18 protein-coding genes and 1 tRNA gene are annotated in these 20827 nt (G+C 68.7%); 10 read left to right on the plus strand and 9 right to left on the minus strand.

Annotation, left to right across the window (positions count from 1 at the left end):
* Positions 1–626: 626 nt before the first annotated feature.
* From ACFY3V_RS22795 to rpmH, 8 genes are all read right to left on the minus strand, one after another.
* On the minus strand, positions 627–1601 hold the full coding sequence (locus tag ACFY3V_RS22795) for a ParB/RepB/Spo0J family partition protein (protein WP_389775987.1): 975 nt from the start codon (positions 1599–1601) through the stop codon (positions 627–629).
* Positions 1602–1673: 72 nt separating this feature from the next.
* Positions 1674–2600: a ParA family protein gene (locus tag ACFY3V_RS22800; RefSeq protein ID WP_350941859.1), complete on the minus strand. Its 927-nt coding sequence runs from the start codon at positions 2598–2600 to the stop codon at positions 1674–1676.
* 196 nt (positions 2601–2796) lie between these two features.
* Positions 2797–3492: a 16S rRNA (guanine(527)-N(7))-methyltransferase RsmG gene (gene rsmG / locus ACFY3V_RS22805; RefSeq protein WP_362513169.1), complete on the minus strand. Its 696-nt coding sequence runs from the start codon at positions 3490–3492 to the stop codon at positions 2797–2799.
* 447 nt (positions 3493–3939) lie between these two features.
* Positions 3940–4443, minus strand: coding sequence for a R3H domain-containing nucleic acid-binding protein (locus ACFY3V_RS22810; protein ID WP_350941863.1), 504 nt, complete (start codon positions 4441–4443; stop codon positions 3940–3942).
* 35 nt (positions 4444–4478) lie between these two features.
* Complete coding sequence (gene yidC / locus ACFY3V_RS22815) at positions 4479–5426, minus strand: membrane protein insertase YidC (protein WP_350941864.1); 948 nt, start codon at positions 5424–5426, stop codon at positions 4479–4481.
* Positions 5427–5430: 4 nt separating this feature from the next.
* Entirely contained in the window at positions 5431–5709 is a 279-nt protein-coding gene (gene yidD / locus ACFY3V_RS22820) for a membrane protein insertion efficiency factor YidD (RefSeq protein ID WP_362513746.1), read from the minus strand.
* A complete protein-coding gene (gene rnpA / locus ACFY3V_RS22825; protein ID WP_350941866.1) occupies positions 5709–6083 on the minus strand; it encodes a ribonuclease P protein component in 375 nt (124 codons plus the stop codon). The genes yidD and rnpA overlap by 1 nt, the downstream gene beginning before the upstream one ends.
* Positions 6084–6191: 108 nt before the next feature.
* The gene (gene rpmH / locus ACFY3V_RS22830) at positions 6192–6329 is read right to left on the minus strand and encodes a 50S ribosomal protein L34 (RefSeq protein ID WP_329088117.1); all 138 of its coding nucleotides are present in this window, start codon (positions 6327–6329) and stop codon (positions 6192–6194) included.
* 533 nt (positions 6330–6862) lie between these two features.
* On the opposite strand from rpmH, the gene dnaA reads away from it, so the two are divergent.
* From dnaA to ACFY3V_RS22880, 10 genes are all read left to right on the plus strand, one after another.
* Positions 6863–8605, plus strand: coding sequence for a chromosomal replication initiator protein DnaA (gene dnaA, locus ACFY3V_RS22835; RefSeq protein WP_350941867.1), 1743 nt, complete (start codon positions 6863–6865; stop codon positions 8603–8605).
* A gap of 575 nt (positions 8606–9180) precedes the next feature.
* The gene (gene dnaN, locus ACFY3V_RS22840) at positions 9181–10320 is read left to right on the plus strand and encodes a DNA polymerase III subunit beta (protein WP_362901942.1); all 1140 of its coding nucleotides are present in this window, start codon (positions 9181–9183) and stop codon (positions 10318–10320) included.
* Positions 10321–10459: 139 nt separating this feature from the next.
* A complete protein-coding gene (locus ACFY3V_RS22845; RefSeq protein WP_389775997.1) occupies positions 10460–11257 on the plus strand; it encodes a 3-keto-5-aminohexanoate cleavage protein in 798 nt (265 codons plus the stop codon).
* Positions 11258–11288: 31 nt separating this feature from the next.
* On the plus strand, positions 11289–12233 hold the full coding sequence (gnd, locus tag ACFY3V_RS22850) for a phosphogluconate dehydrogenase (NAD(+)-dependent, decarboxylating) (RefSeq protein WP_362901946.1): 945 nt from the start codon (positions 11289–11291) through the stop codon (positions 12231–12233).
* Between the two features lie 164 nt (positions 12234–12397).
* Positions 12398–13573 carry a DNA replication/repair protein RecF gene (gene recF / locus ACFY3V_RS22855; protein ID WP_350941874.1) on the plus strand — a complete coding sequence of 392 codons (1176 nt, stop codon included), beginning with the start codon at positions 12398–12400 and terminating at the stop codon, positions 13571–13573.
* Entirely contained in the window at positions 13563–14285 is a 723-nt protein-coding gene (locus tag ACFY3V_RS22860) for a DciA family protein (RefSeq protein ID WP_362901949.1), read from the plus strand. Before recF ends, ACFY3V_RS22860 begins: the two co-directional genes overlap by 11 nt.
* Before the next feature lie 299 nt (positions 14286–14584).
* A complete protein-coding gene (gyrB, locus tag ACFY3V_RS22865; protein ID WP_350941877.1) occupies positions 14585–16537 on the plus strand; it encodes a DNA topoisomerase (ATP-hydrolyzing) subunit B in 1953 nt (650 codons plus the stop codon).
* Positions 16538–16568: 31 nt separating this feature from the next.
* A complete protein-coding gene (gene gyrA / locus ACFY3V_RS22870; RefSeq protein ID WP_362901952.1) occupies positions 16569–19118 on the plus strand; it encodes a DNA gyrase subunit A in 2550 nt (849 codons plus the stop codon).
* Positions 19119–19300: 182 nt separating this feature from the next.
* Complete coding sequence (locus tag ACFY3V_RS22875; protein ID WP_362901954.1) at positions 19301–20035, plus strand: DUF3566 domain-containing protein; 735 nt, start codon at positions 19301–19303, stop codon at positions 20033–20035.
* A 151-nt stretch (positions 20036–20186) separates the two neighbouring features.
* A tRNA-Ile gene (locus ACFY3V_RS22880) sits at positions 20187–20260 on the plus strand.
* A 67-nt stretch (positions 20261–20327) separates the two neighbouring features.
* Here ACFY3V_RS22880 and ACFY3V_RS22885 read toward each other — a convergent pair.
* Positions 20328–20672, minus strand: coding sequence for a tyrosine-type recombinase/integrase (locus tag ACFY3V_RS22885; RefSeq protein WP_362926044.1), 345 nt, complete (start codon positions 20670–20672; stop codon positions 20328–20330).
* Positions 20673–20827: the final 155 nt, after the last annotated feature.

Consider the following 20827-nt stretch of genomic DNA (forward strand, 5'->3'; position numbering starts at 1 on the left):
GTCTCGTGCGCGATGCGCGTCCTGGCGGGCCGTCCACACGCCACGGGTAGCCCTGCCATTGACGACGAGAGTCCGGCTCTCGGCGACAAGCCCGGCCTCCGGAGGACGAGAGTCCGGCTCTCGCTCCTCGTCGCCACTCCCGCCCTTCTCGGCGAGGCCCGTCGTCCCGTCTCCGAGCTCGGTCCGCATGGTCGCCCCTCTGTGTTTCACGTGAAACGATGCCGTCTCATCACAGAGGTGGCCGGTGCCGCTCCGGTCGAACTGTCGCGGCGAGTCGGCCTTCGCAGGCCGCTCTCACCTCCCGGGGAAGCACCCCGAGAAAGTCGAGGCTGTCGAGGGCATCCAGACTCCGGAATGGTGTCGGGGTGGATTCACCGACTCGCCGGGGGCACCGCAGGACCACTTCCCGACCTTCGCGGTGGGCGTACCTTCCCGGACTCACCTTCCCGAAGTCACCGCAACCGGTTCGCCCGCTCCGACTCGCCGAGTGCACCGCAGGACCACTTCCCCACCTTCGCGGTGGGCGTACCTTCCCGGACTCACCGCAACCGGTTCGCCCTCTCCGGCTCACCGTCCCGGAGCCACTGCCATCGGTTCGCTTTCCCAGGTCTCCGGGATCGGCGAGATCACCCTTCCATCGCCTGCAGCGACCCCGGAGCCATCGTGCCGATGATGCGCTCCAGATCGTCGATGGTCGCGAACTCCACCACGATGCGTCCCTTGCGGCGGCCGAAATCGACCTTCACGCGGGTCTCGAAGCGGTCGGAGAGACGGTCGGCCAGATGCCGGAGGGCCGGCTCCTCGTCGGGCTTCGCCCGAGGAGCTCGCGGAGCGGGTGCCGGGGCCGCCTTGGCATCGCCCACGGCGACGATCTCCTCGACCGCGCGGACCGACAGCAGTTCGGCCGAGATCCGGTTGGCGAGATGTTCCTGGGCGGCGGGATCGTCCAGGCGGAGCAGGGCTCGGGCGTGGCCCGCGCTGATCGTTCCGGCCGCCACCTTGCGCTGCACCCCGGGCGGGAGCTTCAGCAGGCGCACCGTGTTGGTCACGTGCGAGCGGGAACGGCCGATGCGGGCGGCGAGCTGCTCGTGGGTGGCGCCGAAGTCGTCGAGCAGCTGCTGGTAGGCCGCCGCCTCCTCCAGGGCGTTGAGCTGCTCGCGCTGGAGGTTCTCGATGAGCGCGTCGAGCAGGAGCTTGTCCTCCTGGGTCTCCCGCACGATCGCAGGGATCTCGGAGAGCCCGGCGAGCTTGGAAGCGCGCCAGCGGCGCTCACCCATGATCAGCTCGTAGTGTCCCTCGCCCGTGGCGCGCACCACGATCGGCTGGAGCAGGCCGACCTCGCCGATCGAAGTCGCCAGATCCTTCAGGGCGTCCTCGTCAAAGATGTCTCGCGGCTGACGTGGGTTGGGCGCGATGTCGTCGACGGGAATCTCAAGGAAGTAGGCGCCCTCGACCGGGGCGGGCCCCGGCCGCTCCGGTATCACCGGCTCCGGGGCGACCATGGTCGCGGTCATCGACGCGGGTGGCTCCGCGACGACGGCCGGGCCCGTCGGGATGAGCGCCCCCAGCCCTCTGCCCAGCCCTCTCGGCTGCTTGCTCACTTGCCCCTCCCGAGACTCAAGGTGTCGCACTCACTGACAGGCCCGTGACCGCGGCCACGAGATTCCCGGCGCTCATACGGCCGCACCGCGATAAGCGATCTCGCGGGCGGCGTCCATGTAGGCCATCGCACCGCTGGAGCCCGGGTCGTACGTCATGACCGACTGACCGTAACTCGGCGCCTCGGAGACGCGCACGCTTCGGGGGATGAGGGTACTCAACACCGTCGCGCCGAAGTGGGAGCGAACCTCCTCGGCGACCTGGGAGGCGAGGCGGGTGCGTCCGTCGTACATCGTCATGAGGATGGTGGAGAGGTCGAGTGTGGGGTTCAGGTGCGCGCGGACCAGATCCACGTTTCTCAGCAACTGGCCAAGGCCTTCCAGCGCGTAGTACTCGCACTGGATGGGGATCAGCAGTTCGTTCGCGGCCATCAGCGCGTTGACCGTGAGCAGGCCGAGCGAGGGAGGGCAGTCAATGAGGATGTAGTCGAACTCGACGGCGTCGTACGCGGTCAGCGCGCGCTGCAGGCGGGCCTCACGGGCGACCATGGAGACCAGCTCGATCTCGGCTCCGGCGAGGTCGATGGTGGCGGGAGCACAGTAGAGGCCCGGCATGTCCGGAACCGCCTTCACGACCTCCGCGAGCGGCAGATCCTCCACGAGCACCTTGTACATGTCCGGTACGTCGCCACGGTGCTCGACCGCGAGGGCCGTCGAGGCGTTGCCCTGGGGGTCGAGGTCGACCACGAGCACCCGCTGGCCGTGCATGGACAGCGCCGCCGCCAGATTGACCGACGTGGTGGTCTTGCCGACGCCGCCCTTCTGGTTCGCGACGGTGAAAATCCGGGTTTTGGCAGGACGCGGCCAGTCCCCATCCCGGACCCCGGTGGAGCCTCCGGGAGCGGTGGCGGTCTTCTGGGCCGATGTTTCACGTGAAACCACTGAGCTGAGTGCCTCTCGTACCAGCGGCGAGTCGCCGGGATTAAGGGGGGTCTGGGTCACGGTCGTCTTCCTTTCAACCGGCCTGACTACGGCACCGGGAGCCGGTGCCGGCCAGCCCAGACCGGAAAGCCGTCCATGGGGCAAAACGGCAGGAACCTCGGGCCAGCCGAGACCGCTCCTCGCGCTGGCGATCGCACTCGAATGGTCTTCCACTGGCCTCGTACTCGCTTTGCTCGGTCTATCTGGGGGCCTCGCACTACCTGCCGCGCGAGGCACGATCCTTCCGGCGAGAGGTCTTCCGCGCTCCCTCGGGAGCTCGACCGGCGACCACTCGGATGAGAGTTGCGGGCGGCTCGACCTTACCGCGCCCAACCGATGCGAGCTCGGCGGTTTGCACCCCACTCGACCGTAATTGCGCCTCTGCGTCCGCCAACTCCTCAGCGGCACGCTCGCCCTTCATGGCCAGTAGCTCACCGCCCTCGCGCAGGAGGGGCAGTGACCATTTCAGCAGGCGGTCGAGCGGCGCCACCGCGCGGGCGGAGGCGACGTCGAACTCCCGCCTGCCCGCGAACTCCTCGGCCCGGCCGCGCAACACCTCGACGTTGCCGAGTTTCAGCGACTCCACGCACTCCTCCAGGAAGACCGTCCGGCGAAGGAGCGGCTCCAGGAGGGTGACGGTGATGTCGGGCCGCACGATCGCGAGGACCAGGCCCGGCAGACCGGCACCGGAACCGATGTCGACCAGGCGTACGTCGGCGGGCACGACCTCGGCGATCACCGCACAGTTGAGCAGGTGGCGGTCCCAGATGCGCGGTACCTCCCGTGGGCCGAGCAGCCCGCGCACCACCCCGGGACCGGCCAACAGCTCCGCGAAGGCCTCCGCTCTCGCCCAGGCGTCGCCGATGAACACCTCGCGCGCGACCTCGGGCGGTTCGGGGATCTGGTCACTCACTCGACGCTCACTCTTCCCTCGGAAAAATCGGGCTCAGGCCGGTCTCAAGGCTAATGGCCCGCCTCGGCATCGGGTGACGTCGCCACCGTGGGTTGGGGCGTGACGTCACCAGAACGGGCGTCGGCACCGCGATGGATCGAGGCGTGGGGTTACGAGAACGAGTGACATCGCCGCCGTGGATCGGAATGTGACGTCACGAGAGCGGATGACGGCACCGCGGTGAATCGGGATGCGGCGTCACGAAAACGAGTGACATCGCCGCCGTAGGTCAGGGTGTGACGTCACCAGAACGAGCGACATCGCCGCCATGGATCGGAATGCGGCGTCACGAAAACGGGTGACGTCGCCCTCCTGGCACAGGGTGTGGAGTCACGAGAAAGGCCGCCGCCCCCAGAAAAAACGGGGGCGGCGGCCTTTTGTCAGCGCGTAGCTTCGCGCCAAGGGGTGCTAGGCGGGAAGGACCACCACGAAACGACGGGGCTCCTCGCCCTCGGACTCGCTGCGCAGGCCCGCCGCGGCGACGGCGTCATGCACGATCTTCCGCTCGAACGGGGTCATCGGCTGCAGCGACTTGGGCTCGCCGTTCCGCTTGACGTCCGCTGCGATCTTGGTGCCGAGCTCGCTCAGCTCGCTCCTGCGGCGGTCGCGGTAGCCGCCGATGTCGAGCATCAGGCGTGAGCGCTCACCCGTCTGGCGGTGGACCGCGAGGCGGGTCAGCTCCTGGATGGCCTCCAGCACCTCACCGTTGGGGCCGACCAGGTCGCCGCCCTTGATATCGACGACCGACACCACGGCGCGATCGCCTTCGACATCCATGTCGATGTCACCGTCGATGTCGGCGATGTCGAGCAGACCCTCGACATAGTCCGCCGCGATCTCGCCTTCCTGCTCCAGGGCGGCGAGATCGGGAACCGCCTTCGCGGGCTCCTTCTCGGCCTCGGCCTCGGTCACGTCCGGCCACTCCTTCGTGCTGTCGGGATGAGACGTCAGGACTTCTTGCTGCCGGTCCGCTTACTGCGGGGCTGGCGGGTGGGCTGCTGCCGGATCACCTTGGTCTCCGGTACCGCAGGTGCCTCGGGCTCGGGAGCGGTCTTCTTGACCTTGCTCAGCAGGCTCGGCTTGGGCTCGGGAGTGGTGACGTTGCCCTTGGCGTCGACCACCGGGGAGGGGTTGCGGCTGTAGAACCAGTGCTGCTGGCCGAGGGTCCAGACGTTGGTGGTGACCCAGTAGAGGATCAGGCCGAGGGGGAAGTTCAGCGAGAAGATCGCGAACAGCGGCGAGACGTACATCAGGATCTTCTGCTGCTGCGCCATCGGGTTGTCCGGCATCTGGGCGATCGAGCGGGTCACGCTCTGCCGGACGGTGAGGAAGGTCGTCAGCGAGCTGACCGCCACGAAGATCGCGAGCACGACCTTGGTGATGATCGGGTCGGCGTCCAGCTGGACGATGTCGGCAGAGCTCGTGAAGAACGTCGCGGGGATGGGGGCGCCGAAGATGTGCGCGGCCCGGGCGCTGTCGACGAGGGTCTGCGTCATGCCGAACTTGGCGTGCCCGCCGGCCATGGCCTGCAGCACGGTGAACATCGAGATGAAGATCGGGAACTGCGCCAGGATCGGCAGACAGCCACCCAGCGGGTTGGCGCCCTGCCCCTGGTACAGCGCCATGACCTCCTGGTTCATGCGCTGCTTGTCGTTCTTGTACCGCTTGCGGATCTCCTGGACCTTGGGGGCCAGCTCCTGCATCTTCTTCGAGGAGCGCATCTGCTTGAGGAAGAGCGGGAAGATCAACAGTCGCATCAGCACGGTGAGCGTGATGATGGTCAGCGCCCAGTTGAGCCCGCTGTTCCTCGGAATGAAGGTGCTGTAGCCCTCGTGAATCCAGGTGATTACTTGGGCGACGGCTGTGTACAGCCAGTTCAGCCAGGACAGCTCCACCGAGCTAGCTCCCTTGCGTTTCGTCGGACCGGCCCGGGCGCGGGGGCACCGGGTCAAGGCCTCCGGGATGGAATGGGTGGCAACGCCCGATTCTCCGGATCGTCAACCATGTGCCGCGCAGCGCGCCGTGAACGGCCACGGCTTCGAGGCCGTAGGCACTGCACGAGGGGTGGAAGCGGCAACGGGGACCCAGCAGAGGGCTCACGAAGGCCCGGTAGAACCGGATCGGAGCCATCAGGATCCTGGCAGCCGGAGAAATTCCAGCGGTCTGCTGCGCCGTCATCATCGCCCATCCATGCGAGCCCCTGAGGGCTCCAGCCGCCTGAGTAAACGATCCAGCGCGACATCGAGTTCGGCGGCGATGCGCTCGCTTCGCGCGGACGCGGCCGGTGGATTGGCGCGTACCACCAGCAGGCTACCTCTCGGAAGCCGGTCGAGACGGTCTCGCATGAGGTGTCTCAACTGACGTTTGACGCGATTCCTGATGACCGCGCCTCCCACGGCACGGCTCACCACGAATCCCACCAGGGGGGGAGCATCCCTGTCAGAGCGCATGCCGAGGTGCGCGACCAGGGTGGGGCGGCCTACTCGGCTTCCCCTTCTGATCGCGCCGGCGAACTCGTCGCCCCGGCGCATGCGGGACCCTGACGGCAGCACGAGAGATCTTGTTCACCCTGGGCAGGTACGCCTGTCGCCCACCGGCAGCGATGCCGGTGGGCGACAGGCGCTACTGCCTCGGCCCGGCGAACGGGCGCAACGGATGCGTCAGGCGGAGATCTCGGCGCGGCCCTTGCGACGGCGAGCGGCAAGGATGGCGCGGCCGGCGCGGGTGCGCATGCGGAGCCGGAAGCCGTGGGTCTTCGCACGACGGCGGTTGTTCGGCTGGAAAGTACGCTTGCTCACGAGTGGGCTCCAGGCTCAAGACGCATCCCCAGCACATGGGGACGCTCGACAATGGCTGACCTGCCGGATGCGGGGCATGCGAAATAGCCGCCGCGTGACAAGCCGACCGTCGTACGTTACGGGTCAGGCGTGTCCCAGGTCAAACCAGAGGCTGTTTCCCAAGCACGCCCACACAGGTTATCCACGTTTCCACAGGCACGTTATCCACCGGCGCCTCGCCGTCCACAGGATGTGCGCTCCGTCCCCCTCGTACGCCACTAGGCTGTGGACAACGTCTTGTACACAGCTGTGGACAGGGCTACTGTCGGCCCTTCCAGACCCTCTCTCCGCTGCGAGGACGCGTCGGACCGCAGGTAACGGGCTGTGCACAGCCTGTGGATTCGATGTGGATTTCGTATGGCGCCCACGAAGGGGCCACGGGACTCCCGGCATGTGGACAACGACGAGATCCGGTGCGCCCGGCGGCCACCGTTGTGGATAAACAGATCGCGGTAGGCCAGCGGGGGCCGCGTCGGGAGGAGGGGAGCCGGACCATGGACGAAACGGACCTCAGCGCTGTCTGGGCGAGGGCTCTTGAGAACTCCCTGAACGAGAACGTCCCGTCCCAGCAGCGGGTCTGGCTCAACATGACCCGGCCCTTCGGCCTCATGAACGACACCGTGGTCCTCGCCGCCCCCACGGATTTCGCCAGAGATGTCCTGGAAAACAAACTTCGTCCGCTCATCAGCCAGGCGCTCTCCCAGGAGTTCGGCCGCCCGATGCGGGTGGCGGTCATGGTCGACCCCAGCGCGGCGGGCCCCGAGTCAGGGCTCACCCCCCGCCAGGACACTTATCCCCAGGCCCAGCCGCAGGGTTATACACAGCTCGGCGGGGCCCAGCAAGGTTATGCACAACCCTCTCAGGGCCAGCACCACGGGGGTTCCGGGCCGCAGCACCCCTATCCGGGGGGCAACCAGGCCTCGCAGTCGTCCACCGACTATCCACAGGCACAGGCGTTCTCCTATCCGTACCAGCAGGGCGAGGAGCCGCCCCAGCCGTACCTCCCCGCGGAGCCCTCGCAGAGCTCCTCGCAGGGGGAGCAGAGCCCCGGATACGGCCGTGGTTACAACCCCCAGCCGTCCCCGCCCCGGCCCGAGCCCGACTCCTTCGACCGCGGCGCGCCACCCGTGCCCGGCGCGGGCGGCGCCGGAGGGGTTCAGAACAGATGGGACGGGCGCGGGAGCAGGACGCAGGGCGAGCCGGCCCGGCTGAACCCGAAGTACACCTTCGAGACCTTCGTGATCGGCTCCAGCAACCGGTTCGCGCACGCGGCGGCGGTCGCGGTGGCCGAGGCGCCGGCCAAGGCGTACAACCCGCTGTTCATCTACGGTGACTCGGGCCTGGGCAAGACCCACCTGCTGCACGCGATCGGCCACTACGCCCAGAGCCTGTACGACGGCGCGCGGGTGAGATACGTGAGCTCGGAGGAGTTCACCAACGACTTCATCAACTCCATCCGCGACCACAAGGCCGACAACTTCCGTGGCCGCTACCGGGCGGTGGACATCCTGCTGGTGGACGACATCCAGTTCCTGGAGGGCAAGGAGCAGACGCAGGAGGAGTTCTTCCACACCTTCAACACCCTGCACAACTCCAACAAGCAGATCGTCATCTCCAGCGACCGGGCGCCGAAACAGCTGGTCACGCTGGAAGATCGGCTGCGCAACCGGTTCGAGTGGGGTCTGATCACCGACGTCCAGCCGCCCGAGTTGGAGACCCGGATCGCGATCCTGCGCAAGAAGGCGATCCAGGAAGGGCTGGCCGCGCCGCCCGAGGTGCTGGAGTACATCGCGAGCCGCATCTCCACCAACATCCGCGAGCTGGAGGGCGCCCTGATCAGGGTGACCGCGTTCGCGAGCCTGAACCGGCAGTCGGTGGACCTGCAGCTCACCGAGGTCGTGCTCAAGGACCTGATCACCGAGGACGCGGGCTCCGAGATAACGGTCGCCACGATCATGGCCTCCACCGCCGCCTACTTCGGCCTGTCGATCGACGACCTGTGCGGCGGGTCGCGCTCGCGGGTCCTGGTCACCGCCCGCCAGATCGCCATGTATCTGTGCAGGGAGCTCACCGACATGTCGCTGCCGAAGATCGGCCAGCAGTTCGGCGGCCGCGACCACACCACGGTCATGCACGCCGACCGGAAGATCCGCTCCCTGATGGCCGAGCGACGCTCGATCTACAACCAGGTCAACGAGCTGACGACCCGGATCAAGCAGCAGTCCCGCAATGGATGATGAGGTTTTTCACCCCGTGATGCACAGGCTGTGGAAAACCTTGTGGATCAACGGTTCGCGCGGGCCCCGGGAGCTCGGAGGCGCCGAACCATGATCATCTGGAAACCCGCTGGTCCGAACGCTGTTCGGCGTCTGTGGACAACTCTGGGGAGAACCTGGGGACAACCTGGGGACAACTCGTGGATAACCTGGGGACGCCCTGTGGGGAGAGTTTTCCACAAGGACAAAACGACCTCCTACCCCGTGGATAACCTGGGGAAACCTCGTGGAAAACTTGGGGACAGAGGGCACCGAATCTGGGGACGGCCTGTGTGTACTCCGGAGTTCTCCCCAGCCCCAAGAGTTGTCCACAGCGGCCACCCACAACCCCGGTGGATGAAAAAACAGCACTTGACCTGCGGAAACAACGGCTTTCCACAGTATCCACAGCCCCTAATACGAAGGCCACTTGTATCTCTAACTAGGAAACCCAAGAGCCATAAGAGGGGTTCCGAGGGAGCGCGGGTGCGCGAGAGTGAACACTTCAACCCCAGGCACCGAGCGGATGGCGCTCGACACACAGGAGGCGGATCCACGTGATGTTCCGGGTCGACCGAGACGTGCTCGCTGAGGCGGTCGCATGGACGGCGCGCAGCCTGCCCGCGCGTCCCTCCGTGCCGGTGCTGGCCGGCATGCGTCTTGAGGTCACGGAGGACGGGCAGCTCAAGCTCTCGGGCTTCGACTACGAGGTCTCCGCGGAGGTGACCCTCGAACTGCAGACGGGCGAGGCGGGCGTGGTGCTCGTCTCGGGCAGGCTCCTGGCCGAGATCACCAGGGCGCTTCCCGCACAGCCTGTGGATCTCGTGGTGGAGGGCGCGAAGGCCGTCGTCACCTGTGGCAGCGCCCGCTTCACCCTGCTCACCATGCCTGTGGAGGACTACCCCTCCCTGCCCACCATGCCCCCCGCCGCGGGACGGATCGGCAGCGACGTGTTCGCCTCGGCCGTCGGCCAGGTCGCCGTGGCCGCGGGCAAGGACGACACCCTGCCGATGCTCACCGGCGTACGCGTGGAGATCGAGGGTGACACGGTCACCCTCGCGGCGACCGACCGCTACCGCCTCGCCGTACGCGAGCTGAAGTGGCAGCCGGGCCAGCCCGACTTCTCGGCCATCGCGATGATCCCCGGCAGGACCCTCGCCGACACGGCCAAGGCCCTGGGCGGCACCGGGGCCGAGGTCGAGATCGCGCTGAGCTCGGCCGGCGGCACCGGCGAGGGCATGATCGGCTTCTCCAGCGCGGGACGCCGCACCACCACCCGGCTGCTCGACCCCGAGTTCCCCAAGTACCGCTCGCTGCTGCCGACGGAGTTCTCCGCCCGCGCCGAGCTGCCGACGGCCGCCTTCGTCGAGGCCGTCAAGCGCGTGGCCCTGGTCGCCGAGCGCAACACGCCCGTACGGCTGGCCTTCCGCGGCGACGAGGTCGTCCTGGAGGCGGGCAGCGGCGACGAGGCACAGGCGGTCGAGGTGCTCCCCGTCGACTTCGAGGGCGACGACATCAACATCGCCTTCAACCACCAGTTCCTGCTCGAAGGGCTCGGCGCGATCGACTCCGACGTGGCCCGCCTGCAGATGACCACGTCCACCAAGCCCGCCATCCTCACCGGGGGCAAACCCACGGACGACGGGAGTGTTCCCGACTACCGCTACCTGATCATGCCCATCCGCCTGTCCAGCTGATGCCCGCCCACCCGACGGGGGCCCGCGAAGGCCGGGCACGGCGGATCCCTCCTCCACAGGCCATGGGACGGACCGGGAAAAGGATCTCGCGGCGGCACCGGAGACCGGCGGGGAACGCGACCCCGGGGTGGACACGGCGGTGGACACAACGGTGGACACGGTGACGGGTGGGGACCCGGGACCGTCCGGCGGGGCCGGAGGGGGAGCGACGTGGCTCAAGGCGTGCCTGAACGGCGCCAGGAGGCCCGGCGAGCACCCGGCCCTTCCCCTGAGCCCTCTGGAGCTCGCTGAGGCGGCCCGTGAGGCTCGTGGGGCGGGTGCGGACGCCGTTCACATACATCCGCGCGACGAGGCGGGCAGCGAGTCGCTCAGCGCCGCGCACATCGGGGCGGCCGTGCGCGCCGTACGCGAGGCGTGCCCCGGTCTCCCCGTCGGGGTGAGCACAGGGCTGTGGATAACCGGCTGGGATGTGGACGCGCGGCGCGAGGCCGTGCGCGGCTGGGCCGGGCTCGCCCCGGGCGAGCTGCCGGACTTCGCGTCGGCGAACCTCTCCGAGCCCGGATTCGAGGCCCTGTGGCACGACCTGCGGCGGCTCGGCGTCGACGTGGAGGCGGGGGTCTGGTCGGTGGAGGACGCCGACGCCCTCGCCGCGACCGGCCTGGAGTGCGCGCGGGTGCTCGTCGAGATCATCGGCGGTTCCGCGGACACCGCCGTCCCACGGGCGCGTGCCATCCTGGTTCGTCTCGCCGAACTCGGCGTCCCAGGCCCGAGGCTGCTCCACGGGGAGGGGGACCCGACCTGGATTCTCCTGGACGAGGCGGGGCAGGCTGGACTCGCCACGCGTATCGGCCTGGAGGACGTTCTCCACAGCCCTGTGGGTGGCCCTGTCGGCGGGAACGCCGAGCTGGTAAGACTTGCGCGGGCGCGCTTGGCGTAGGTGAACACGAAACCCTGAAGGGGGTGCTCGTATGCAGATCGGCATGGTCGGGCTGGGCAAGATGGGCGGCAACATGGCTGAGCGCCTGCGCCGAGGAGGTCACGACGTCGTCGGATACGACCGTGATCCCGAGGTCAGCGACGTCGCCGACCTGGAGGAGCTCGTGGAGCGGCTCCAGGCGCCGCGCACCGTGTGGGTCATGGTGCCCTCCGGTGAGCCGACCAGGGCGACGGTCAGGGCACTCGGCGACCTGTTGTCACCCGGCGACATCCTCGTCGACGGCGGCAACTCGCACTACGTCGACGACCAGAAGCACGGCGCCGAGCTCTCGGCCAAGGGCATCGGTTTCGTCGACTGCGGCGTGAGCGGCGGCGTCTGGGGATTGCAGAACGGCTACGCGCTCATGGTCGGCGGCGACAAGGCCGAGGTGGAGCGGGTCATGCCGATCTTCGAGACCCTCAAGCCGGAGGGCGACGACGGTTTCGTCCACGCGGGCACGGTCGGCGCCGGCCACTTCGCCAAGATGGTCCACAACGGCATCGAGTACGGCATGATGCAGGCGTTCGCCGAGGGCTGGGAGCTGCTTCAGGCCTCCGACATCGTGACCGACGCGGCCGGCTCGTTCAAGAGCTGGCGGCAGGGCACCGTCATCCGCTCCTGGCTGCTGGACCTGATGGTCCGCGCGCTGGAGGAGGACCCGACCCTGGCCGAGTTGGAGGGCTACGCGCAGGACTCGGGCGAGGGCCGCTGGGCGGTGCAGGCCGCCGTGGAGCTGGCGGTCCCGCTGCCGGTCATCACCGCCGCCCTGTACGCCAGGTTCGCCTCCCGCCAGGACGACTCGCCGGCGATGAAGGTCGTCGCGGCCCTGCGCAACCAGTTCGGCGGCCACGCGGTCACCTCCAAGGCGGGCGCGACCGAGAAGGGCGCGGACTCCCCCGGCGCCGACGTCACGCCCCCGGTCGAGACGGCCGGATAGCCAGGCCGGCCCGGCATCGGCCCACTGCCGGTCCACTGCGGGCCCTCTGCAGGACCATCCTCGGTCCACCGTCGGCGGCTCGCGCCATGACCTTTTTCACTGGGTGCGAGCCGTACGGGCACGGGAGGCCGCGGTGACGGACGAGGCCGACTAATCTTCCTGGGGTGCATGTCGCCCATCTCTCCCTCACCGACTTCCGGTCCTACGAGAACGTCGACCTCGGCATGGAGCCGGGGGTCACGGCCTTCGTCGGACCCAACGGCATGGGGAAGACCAACCTCGTCGAGGCGCTGGGTTACGTGGCGACGCAGGCCAGCCACCGGGTCGCCAACGACGGGCCGCTGGTCAGGCAGGGTGCGGCGCGGGCGGTCGTCCGCTCGTCGGTGGTACGCGACGACCGGCGCGCGCTGATCGAGCTGGAGATCAACCCGGGCAGGGCCAACCGGGCCAGGCTGAACCGTTCCCCGGTCCCCCGTCCCCGCGAGGTCGTCGGCCTGTTGCGCACGGTCCTGTTCGCCCCCGAGGACCTCGCCATGGTCAAGGGCGATCCCTCGGAGCGGCGCCGGTTCCTCGACGACCTCCTGGTGGCCAGGACGCCCAGGTTCGCGGGGGTGCGCGCCGACTACGACCGGGTGCTCAAGCAGCGCGGCGCCCTGCTGCGCACCGCCGCGCAGGCCAGGAGGGGCCGGGGCAGGAGCACGCGGCGGGCGGAGAGCGACGCGGCGTTCGCCGAGGCGGGGGCGGGAGACCCGCTGAGCACCCTGGAGGTCTGGGACGCCCACCTGGCCACGCACGGCGCCGAGCTGCTCGCGGCCAGGCTGGAGCTGGTCGAGACGCTGCGCCCGCTCGTCGCCGCCTCGTACGCCTCCCTCGCGCCGGACTCCGCGGCCGCCGCGCTGGAATACCGGGGCACCCTGGCCGCGGACGCCGGGACCGATCGCACCGAGCTGGCCAAACGGCTGCGCGCCGGCCTGCTGGAGGTCCGGGCCTCGGAGCTGGAACGCGGTGTCACCCTCGTCGGCCCGCACCGCGACGACCTGTTCCTCGGCCTGGGTGAGCTGCCCGCGCGCGGCTACGCCAGCCACGGCGAGTCGTGGTCGTTCGCGCTGGCGCTCAGACTGGCCGCCTACGACCTGCTCAGGGCCGACGGCGGCGATCCGGTCCTCATCCTCGACGACGTCTTCGCCGAGCTGGACAGCAGGCGCAGGCGCCGCCTGGCCGAGATGGTCGCCCCCGCCGAGCAGGTTCTGATCACCGCGGCGGTGTCCGACGACGTGCCCGCCGAGCTGGCCGGAGGCCGTTTCGACGTGACCGAGGGAGGCGTGGCCCGTGTCCGATGACGCAGGGGAGCGCGCGAGCGGCCCGGTGCCCGTGCCGCGGGCCCCGGAGCCGAGGGGGCGCGCGGCGGCGGGGGAAGGCCGGGAGCGGGGCGGCGCGCGCCGGGCGGCCGGGCCCGCCCCGGGTTCGCGGGGCCCGGCGGACCCGGTCGGTAAGGGCCCGGCGGGCTCGGCCGGTAAAGGCTCGGCGGGCACGGGTGCGGACGGGGCGGCCGCAGGGTCCGCGAGGAGCGCGGCGGCCAAGGGGGCCGCGCTGGCGAGGGAGAAGCTCGCCCAGGCCAAGTCGGACGCCGCCAGACGGGGGCAGCTGCCCCGCCGAGAGCCGCGGCGCAGGGCGTCGGGGGCGCGCAGGGACGCCGGCGACCCCCAGCTCCTCGGCAGGGCGATCGCGGACCTGCTGTCGGACCGAGGCTGGGAGCAGCCCGCCGCGATCGGCGGCGTCTTCGGCCGCTGGCCCGAGATCGTCGGCGCCGACATGGCGGCCCACACCAAGCCGGAGACCTTCGCCGACGGCGAGGTCGTGGTGGTCGCCGACTCCACCGCATGGGCCACCCAGGTCCGTCTCCTGGCGAGGACGCTCGTCCGGAGGTTGAACGAGGAACTCGGGGACGGAACGGTACAAAAGGTAAAGGTTCGCGGCCCGCAGAACGGTCCCCGCTCCAGTGGCGGTCTGCGTGTCACCGGGAGCCGCGGTCCGGGCGACACGTACGGCTGACACGGGCCTGAAAAACGGATCAGCGGCTCTTCTGGCGCGACGAACCCCCTCCGCGTAGGGGGATGTCCAAGACGATGATCGTCGCGCGACAGGCCATTCCAGAGGCTGTCAATGCCACATGATGTGTTCTGAGCCGCTAGAATGAAATCGAATTCCGGACACGTCCGTTTGCGTGCCACCCCCCGGCGAGCATGTCGGCTCCCCTGGGTGAGCGCATCGGGGCATTCACGACGGTGACGGGCACGGCGGGGCTACATCTTGTCTCCCTGCCGCGTGTCCGCGGCAGGAGGATTTCGCACTTGTCCTACGACGCTAGCTCAATCACCGTTCTCGAAGGGCTTGAGGCGGTCCGTAAGCGCCCCGGTATGTACATCGGCTCGACCGGCGAGCGCGGTCTGCACCACCTCGTCTACGAGGTCGTCGACAACTCCGTCGACGAGGCCCTGGCCGGGCACGCCGACCGGATCGAGGTCACCCTGCTCGCCGACAACGGCGTTCGGGTCGTCGACAACGGCCGTGGCATCCCCGTCGGCATCGTCCCCGGTGAGAACCGTCCCGCGGTCGAGGTCGTCCTCACCGTGCTGCACGCGGGGGGCAAGTTCGACGACAAGTCGTACGCGGTCTCCGGCGGACTGCACGGCGTGGGTGTCTCCGTCGTCAACGCCCTGTCCAGCAAGCTCGACGTGGAGATCCGCACCGACGGGCACTACTGGCGGCAGAGTTATGTCGAGAGCAGGCCCACCGCGCCCCTGGCGAAGGGGGAGAAGACCGACTCGACCGGCACCTCGATCACCTTCTGGGCCGACGGGAGCATCTTCGAGACCACGACCTGGCACTTCGAGACCCTCGCGCGTCGCTTCCAGGAGATGGCCTTCCTCAACAAGGGCCTGACGATCTCGATCAGGGACGAGCGCCCCGATTTCGTCGACGGAGAGGAGGGGGAGCCCCGGGAGGTCACCTACCACTACGAGGGCGGCCTGTCCGACTTCGTCAAGCACCTCAACTCCAAGAAGGAGCCGGCCCACCTCTCGGTGATCGACTTCGAGGCGCAGGGTGAGGGCATCGCCGTCGAGATCGCGATGCAGTGGAACAACTCCTACAGCGAGTCGGTCTACACCTTCGCCAACACGATCAACACCGCCGAGGGCGGCACCCACGAGGAGGGCTTCCGCGCGGCGCTGACGTCCATCGTCAACCGCTACGCGCGCGAGCAGAAGTTCCTCAAGGAGGGCAAGGACGACAACCTCGCGGGAGAGGACATCCGCGAGGGGCTCACCGCGATCATCTCGGTGAAGCTGACAGACCCCCAGTTCGAGGGACAGACCAAGACGAAGCTGGGTAACACCGAGGCGAAGTCGTTCGTCCAGAAGGCCTGCAACGACCACCTGCGCGACTGGTTCGAGCGCAACCCCGGCGAGGCCAAGGACATCATCACGAAGTCCCTGCAGGCCTCCCGCGCCCGCCTCGCGGCCCGTCAGGCCCGCGACCTGACCCGGCGCAAGTCGCTGCTGGAGTCGGGCTCGGGGCTGCCCGGCAAGCTGGCCGACTGCCAGTGGAGCGATCCGGAGAAGTGCGAGCTGTACATCGTCGAGGGTGACTCGGCGGGCGGCTCGGCCAAGGGCGGCCGCGACTCCAAGTTCCAGGCGATCCTCCCGATCCGCGGCAAGATCCTCAACGTCGAGAAGGCCCGGATCGACAAGGTCCTGCAGAACAACGAGGTCCAGGCGCTGATCACCGCCATGGGCACGGGCGTGCACGACGAGTTCGACATCACCAAGCTCCGCTACCACAAGCTCATCCTGATGGCGGACGCCGACGTCGACGGCCAGCACATCACGACGCTGCTGCTCACCCTGCTGTTCCGCTTCATGCGGCCCCTGATCGAGGCCGGGCACGTCTACCTCTCCCAGCCGCCCCTCTACAAGATCAAGTGGGACAGGAAGGGCGAGGACGCCTCCTACGCCTACTCCGACCGCGAGCGTGACGCGGTCATCCAGGCCGGTATCGACGCGGGCAAGCCCGACCCCCGGCCGCGCGACAACGTGCAGCGCTTCAAGGGACTGGGCGAGATGAACGCGGGCCAGCTCTGGGAGACGACCATGAACCCCGACACCCGCCTTCTCCTCCAGGTCACCCTCGACGACGCGGCCCAGGCCGACGAGCTGTTCAGCGTGCTCATGGGTGAGGACGTCGAAGCCCGTCGTTCCTTCATCATTAGGAACGCCCGGGATGTCCGTTTCCTCGACGTGTAGCGGTAGCCGTACCAGAAAAGGATCCTGACCTGTGACGGAAGTCAACACTCCGCCCGGCCCTCCGACCGACCGCGTCGAGCCGGTCGACATCCAGTCCGAGATGCAGCGCAGCTACATGGACTACGCGATGTCGGTCATCGTCTCGCGTGCGCTGCCGGACGTCCGCGACGGCCTCAAGCCGGTGCACCGCCGCGTGCTGTACGCCATGTACGACGGCGGTTACCGGCCCGACCGCGGCTACTTCAAGTGCTCCCGCGTCGTCGGTGACGTCATGGGCTCCTACCACCCGCACGGTGACACGTCGATCTACGCGACCGTGGTGCGGATGGCGCAGCCCTGGTCGCTGCGCTACACGCTGGTCGACGGGCAGGGTAACTTCGGTTCCCCGGGCAACGACCCGCCGGCGGCGATGCGCTACACCGAGTGCAAGCTCGCGCCCATCGCGATGGAGATGCTGCGCGACATCGACAAGGACACCGTCGACGTCGTCCCCAACTACGACGGGCGCTCCCAGGAGCCCCTCGTCCTGCCCTCGCGCTTCCCCAACCTGCTGGTCAACGGGGCGGCGGGCATCGCGGTCGGCATGGCCACCAACATCCCGCCGCACAACCTGCGGGAGGTGGCGAGCGGTGTCGTCTGGTGCCTGCAGAATCCCGACGCCGACGACGAGGAGCTCCTCGAGGCGCTGATCGCCCGCGTCAAGGGGCCCGACTTCCCCACCGGCGCGCTGATCGTGGGCAGGCGCGGCATCGACGACGCGTACCGCACCGGTCGCGGCTCGATCACCATGCGGGCGATCGTCGAGGTCGAGGAGGACGCCAAGGGCCGCCAGTGCCTCGTCGTCACCGAGCTTCCGTACCAGGTCAACCCGGACAACCTCGCGCTGACCATCGCCGAGGCGGTGAAGGACGGCAGGATCAGCGGCATCGCCGACGTCCGCGACGAGAGCTCCTCGCGGGTGGGCCAGCGTCTGGTGATCGTGCTCAAGCGCGACGCGGTCGCCAAGGTCGTGCTGAACAACCTCTTCAAGCACACCCAGCTGCAGACCACCTTCGGCGCCAACATGCTGGCCCTGGTCGACGGCGTGCCGCGCACGCTCAGGCTCGACCAGTTCGTCCGCCACTACGTGGCGCACCAGATCGACGTCGTGGTCCGCAGGACCCGATACCTTCTGCGCAAGGCCGAGGAGCGGGCACACATCCTGCGCGCGCTGCTCAAGGCCCTGGAGCGGATGGACGAGGTCATCGCCCTGATCCGCCGGTCGCCCTCGGCGTCCGCGGCGCAGGGGGGCCTGATGGCGCTGCTGGAGATCGACGAGATCCAGGCGCAGGCCATCCTCGACATGCAGCTGCGCAAGCTGGCCGCCCTGGAGCGCCAGCAGATCACCGACGAGTACGACGCGCTGATGGCGCAGATCACCGAGTATCAGGCGATCCTCGCCTCGCCCGAGCGGCAGCGCTCGATCGTCCAGGAGGAGCTCACCGAGCTCACCGGGCGGTACGGCGACGACCGCAAGACCGAGATCATCGCCTACGAGGGCGACATGTCGATCGAGGACCTCCTGGCCGAGGAGGACATGGTCGTCACAATCACCCGCGGTGGCTACGCCAAGCGAACCAACACGGACCTTTACCGGGCGCAGAAGCGCGGCGGCAAGGGCGTGCGGGGCGCGCAGCTGCGCCAGGACGACATCGTCGACCACTTCTTCGTCACCACGACGCACCACTGGCTGCTGTTCTTCACCAACAAGGGCCGTGTTTACCGGGTCAAGGCGTACGAACTGCCCGACTCCGGCCGCGACGCGCGCGGGCAGCACCTGGCGAACCTGCTGGCCATGCAGCCGGACGAGGTCGTGATGGAGGTCCTCGACCTGCGCGACTACGAGGTCGCCCCGTACCTCGTGCTCGCCACCCGCAGCGGCCTGGTGAAGAAGACGCGCCTTTCCGAGTACGACTCGCCGCGCACGGGTGGTCTCATCGCGATCAATTTGCGCGAAGATGACGAAGTGATCGCTGCCAGGCTGGTGTCGGAGGACGACGATCTTCTCCTCGTCTCGCGCGGCGCCCAGTCCATCCGCTTCACGGCGTCCGACGAGGCCATGCGCCCGATGGGCAGGGCGACGAGCGGCGTGATCGGCATGCGATTCCTCGACGGGGACGAGCTCCTCGCGATGAACCGGATCGCCGACGGCGACAACGTTCTCGTTGCGACCGAGGGCGGATACGCCAAGCGCACCCCCGTGGATCAGTACCCTCTTCAGGGAAGGGGCGGAAAGGGAGTCCTGACCGCCAAGATCGTAAGCGCCCGTGGCAAGCTGGTTGGCGCGGTCATGGTCAGACCCGAGGACGAGGTTTTCGCCATCACGTCCGCCGGAGGGGTTATCCGGACGAGTGCCGGGGAGATCAAGCAGTCTGGCCGCCAGACGATGGGGGTTCGGCTGATGAATCTGGCGGAGGGGGACAGCGTCGTGGCGCTGGCCCGCAATGCGGAGGCGCTGGAGACCGGGGAGAACCCGGTGACCGGGGAAGGCGCCGAGACGCAGGTGGAGACCGGTGAGAACGGGGAAGGGGAGAATCCGTGAATGCTCAGGGCAATCCGGGATCGCGCCCCGCCTCCTCGTCGACACGCGATCAGGCGACGGAGAAGATGGACAAGATCGCTGGAACGAAGGACGTCGAGGCGGCCTCGTCACCGGTTAACGGTAGCGTGCCCGCGCCGGAAACCGATGGATCGGTATCCGACAATCGCAAGGGCAGGCCAAAAGTGACGACGACAGAGGACGGCAAGCAGGCCGACACCACGGTGCGGATCCGTCCAAGCGGATCTCCACCACCATCCGCGCCACCGCAGTCCTCACATCCGCAGGGAGGGCAGCAGGGGCGTTCCTCCTCCGCGCCCTCGCCCGGGGGACAGCAGGGCCGTCCCCCGTCGGCCCCGCCGACGTCCCCAACCGGCGGGCAGCAAGGGCGTTCTCCGTCCGCCCCGCCGCCGGGACAGCAGAGCCGGCCGTCGGCCGGGCAGCAGAACAACCGGGCCTCGTGGTCGCCCGGCAGCCTGTCGTCGCCCCAGGCCCCTGCCGACGCGGCCGACAGGAAGGCCGCGGACGTCGGCGGCCCGAGGTCGCCCCGCAAGGCGCATCTCGTGTTGCGCAGGATCGAGCCGTGGTCGGCGATGAAGTTCAGCTTCGTCGTGTCGCTGGTCTGCTTCGTGGTGCTGTTCATCGCGGTCGCGGCCCTCTACATGGTGCTGTCCAGCCTCGGGGTGTTCGAGAACATCATCCAGACGGTCACCCAGCTCACGACGGCCGACGGCAACGCGACCAACGGCGTGGACATCGCCTCCTGGTTCGAGCCGGTCCGCATCCTGGGCTACACCGCCCTGATCGGCGCGGTGAACGTCGTGCTGATCACCGCTCTCGCCACCCTCGGCGCCGTGATCTACAACATCGCCTCCGACCTGGTCGGTGGCGTGGAGGTCACCTTCAGCGAGGCTGAGTAGTCGTAGTAGCGGTCCCGCCGAGTGTCCCCGCCCTCTTTCCGGGGCGGGGACATGGCGCGAGCAGGTGCCGAAACAGGGTAAGCTTTTCCCTGTTCGAGCGAACGGGTTCGTCTCCACCACACGGATACGAGACCGTTCGTCTGTGTGATGAGGGGCTATAGCTCAGACGGTTAGAGCGCTTCCCTGATAAGGAAGAGGTCCCAGGTTCAAGTCCTGGTAGCCCCACCTCGATAAACGCCCCGAAGCGATCATGCTCCGGGGCTTTTTGCTGCAACAGGATACTGCAACGGCCTCATTCGAACAGTCCGTTGACCTTCTTGATGGCGTCCTGGCGGCTCTCGCCGTCCCCGTGGGTGTAGATCTCCATCGTGACCGAGATTCGGCTGTGCCCGAGGATCTCCATCGCGTCACGTGGCGCGACCCCCAGCTTCTTGAGCAGCGACGCGGCGGTGTGCCGCAGGTCGTGAACCCGGATCGGCCGCAGCTTGTTCGCCGCCACGATCCGGGCGAAGGACCGGGCGAGGTTGCGCGGCTCGATCGGCCGCCCCGACTTGGTGGTGAAGACGAGCCCGGTGTCCACCCAGTCCTCGCCCGCTTCCTCCCTACGGATCTTCTGCCCGTCCCGCTGGATCTCCAAGGCTTCACGGACGACACCAAGGCGGCGGCGCGCCGCGCCGCCGCAACCGGCCCTCCGCCGCCCGCCGGCCGGGCGTGCGGCGTGGGCGCCGGTTCCGGACGGCGGCGGCCCGGGCCTCCACCGACCCGCGCACCCGCCGTACGCAAGGCACCCGC

Source organism: Streptosporangium sp. NPDC000095 (assembly GCF_042899335.1).
In the GTDB taxonomy this organism is placed as follows: domain Bacteria; phylum Actinomycetota; class Actinomycetes; order Streptosporangiales; family Streptosporangiaceae; genus Streptosporangium.

What these genes read in the sequence shown, in the direction of transcription:
- yidD (WP_362513746.1), bottom strand. Translation starts at nt 5,709, where the DNA reads ATGACGGCGCAGCAGACCGCTGGAATTTCTCCGGCTGCCAGGATCCTG.
- dnaA (WP_350941867.1), top strand. Translation starts at nt 6,863, where the DNA reads ATGGACGAAACGGACCTCAGCGCTGTCTGGGCGAGGGCTCTTGAGAAC.
- gnd (WP_362901946.1), top strand. Translation starts at nt 11,289, where the DNA reads ATGCAGATCGGCATGGTCGGGCTGGGCAAGATGGGCGGCAACATGGCT.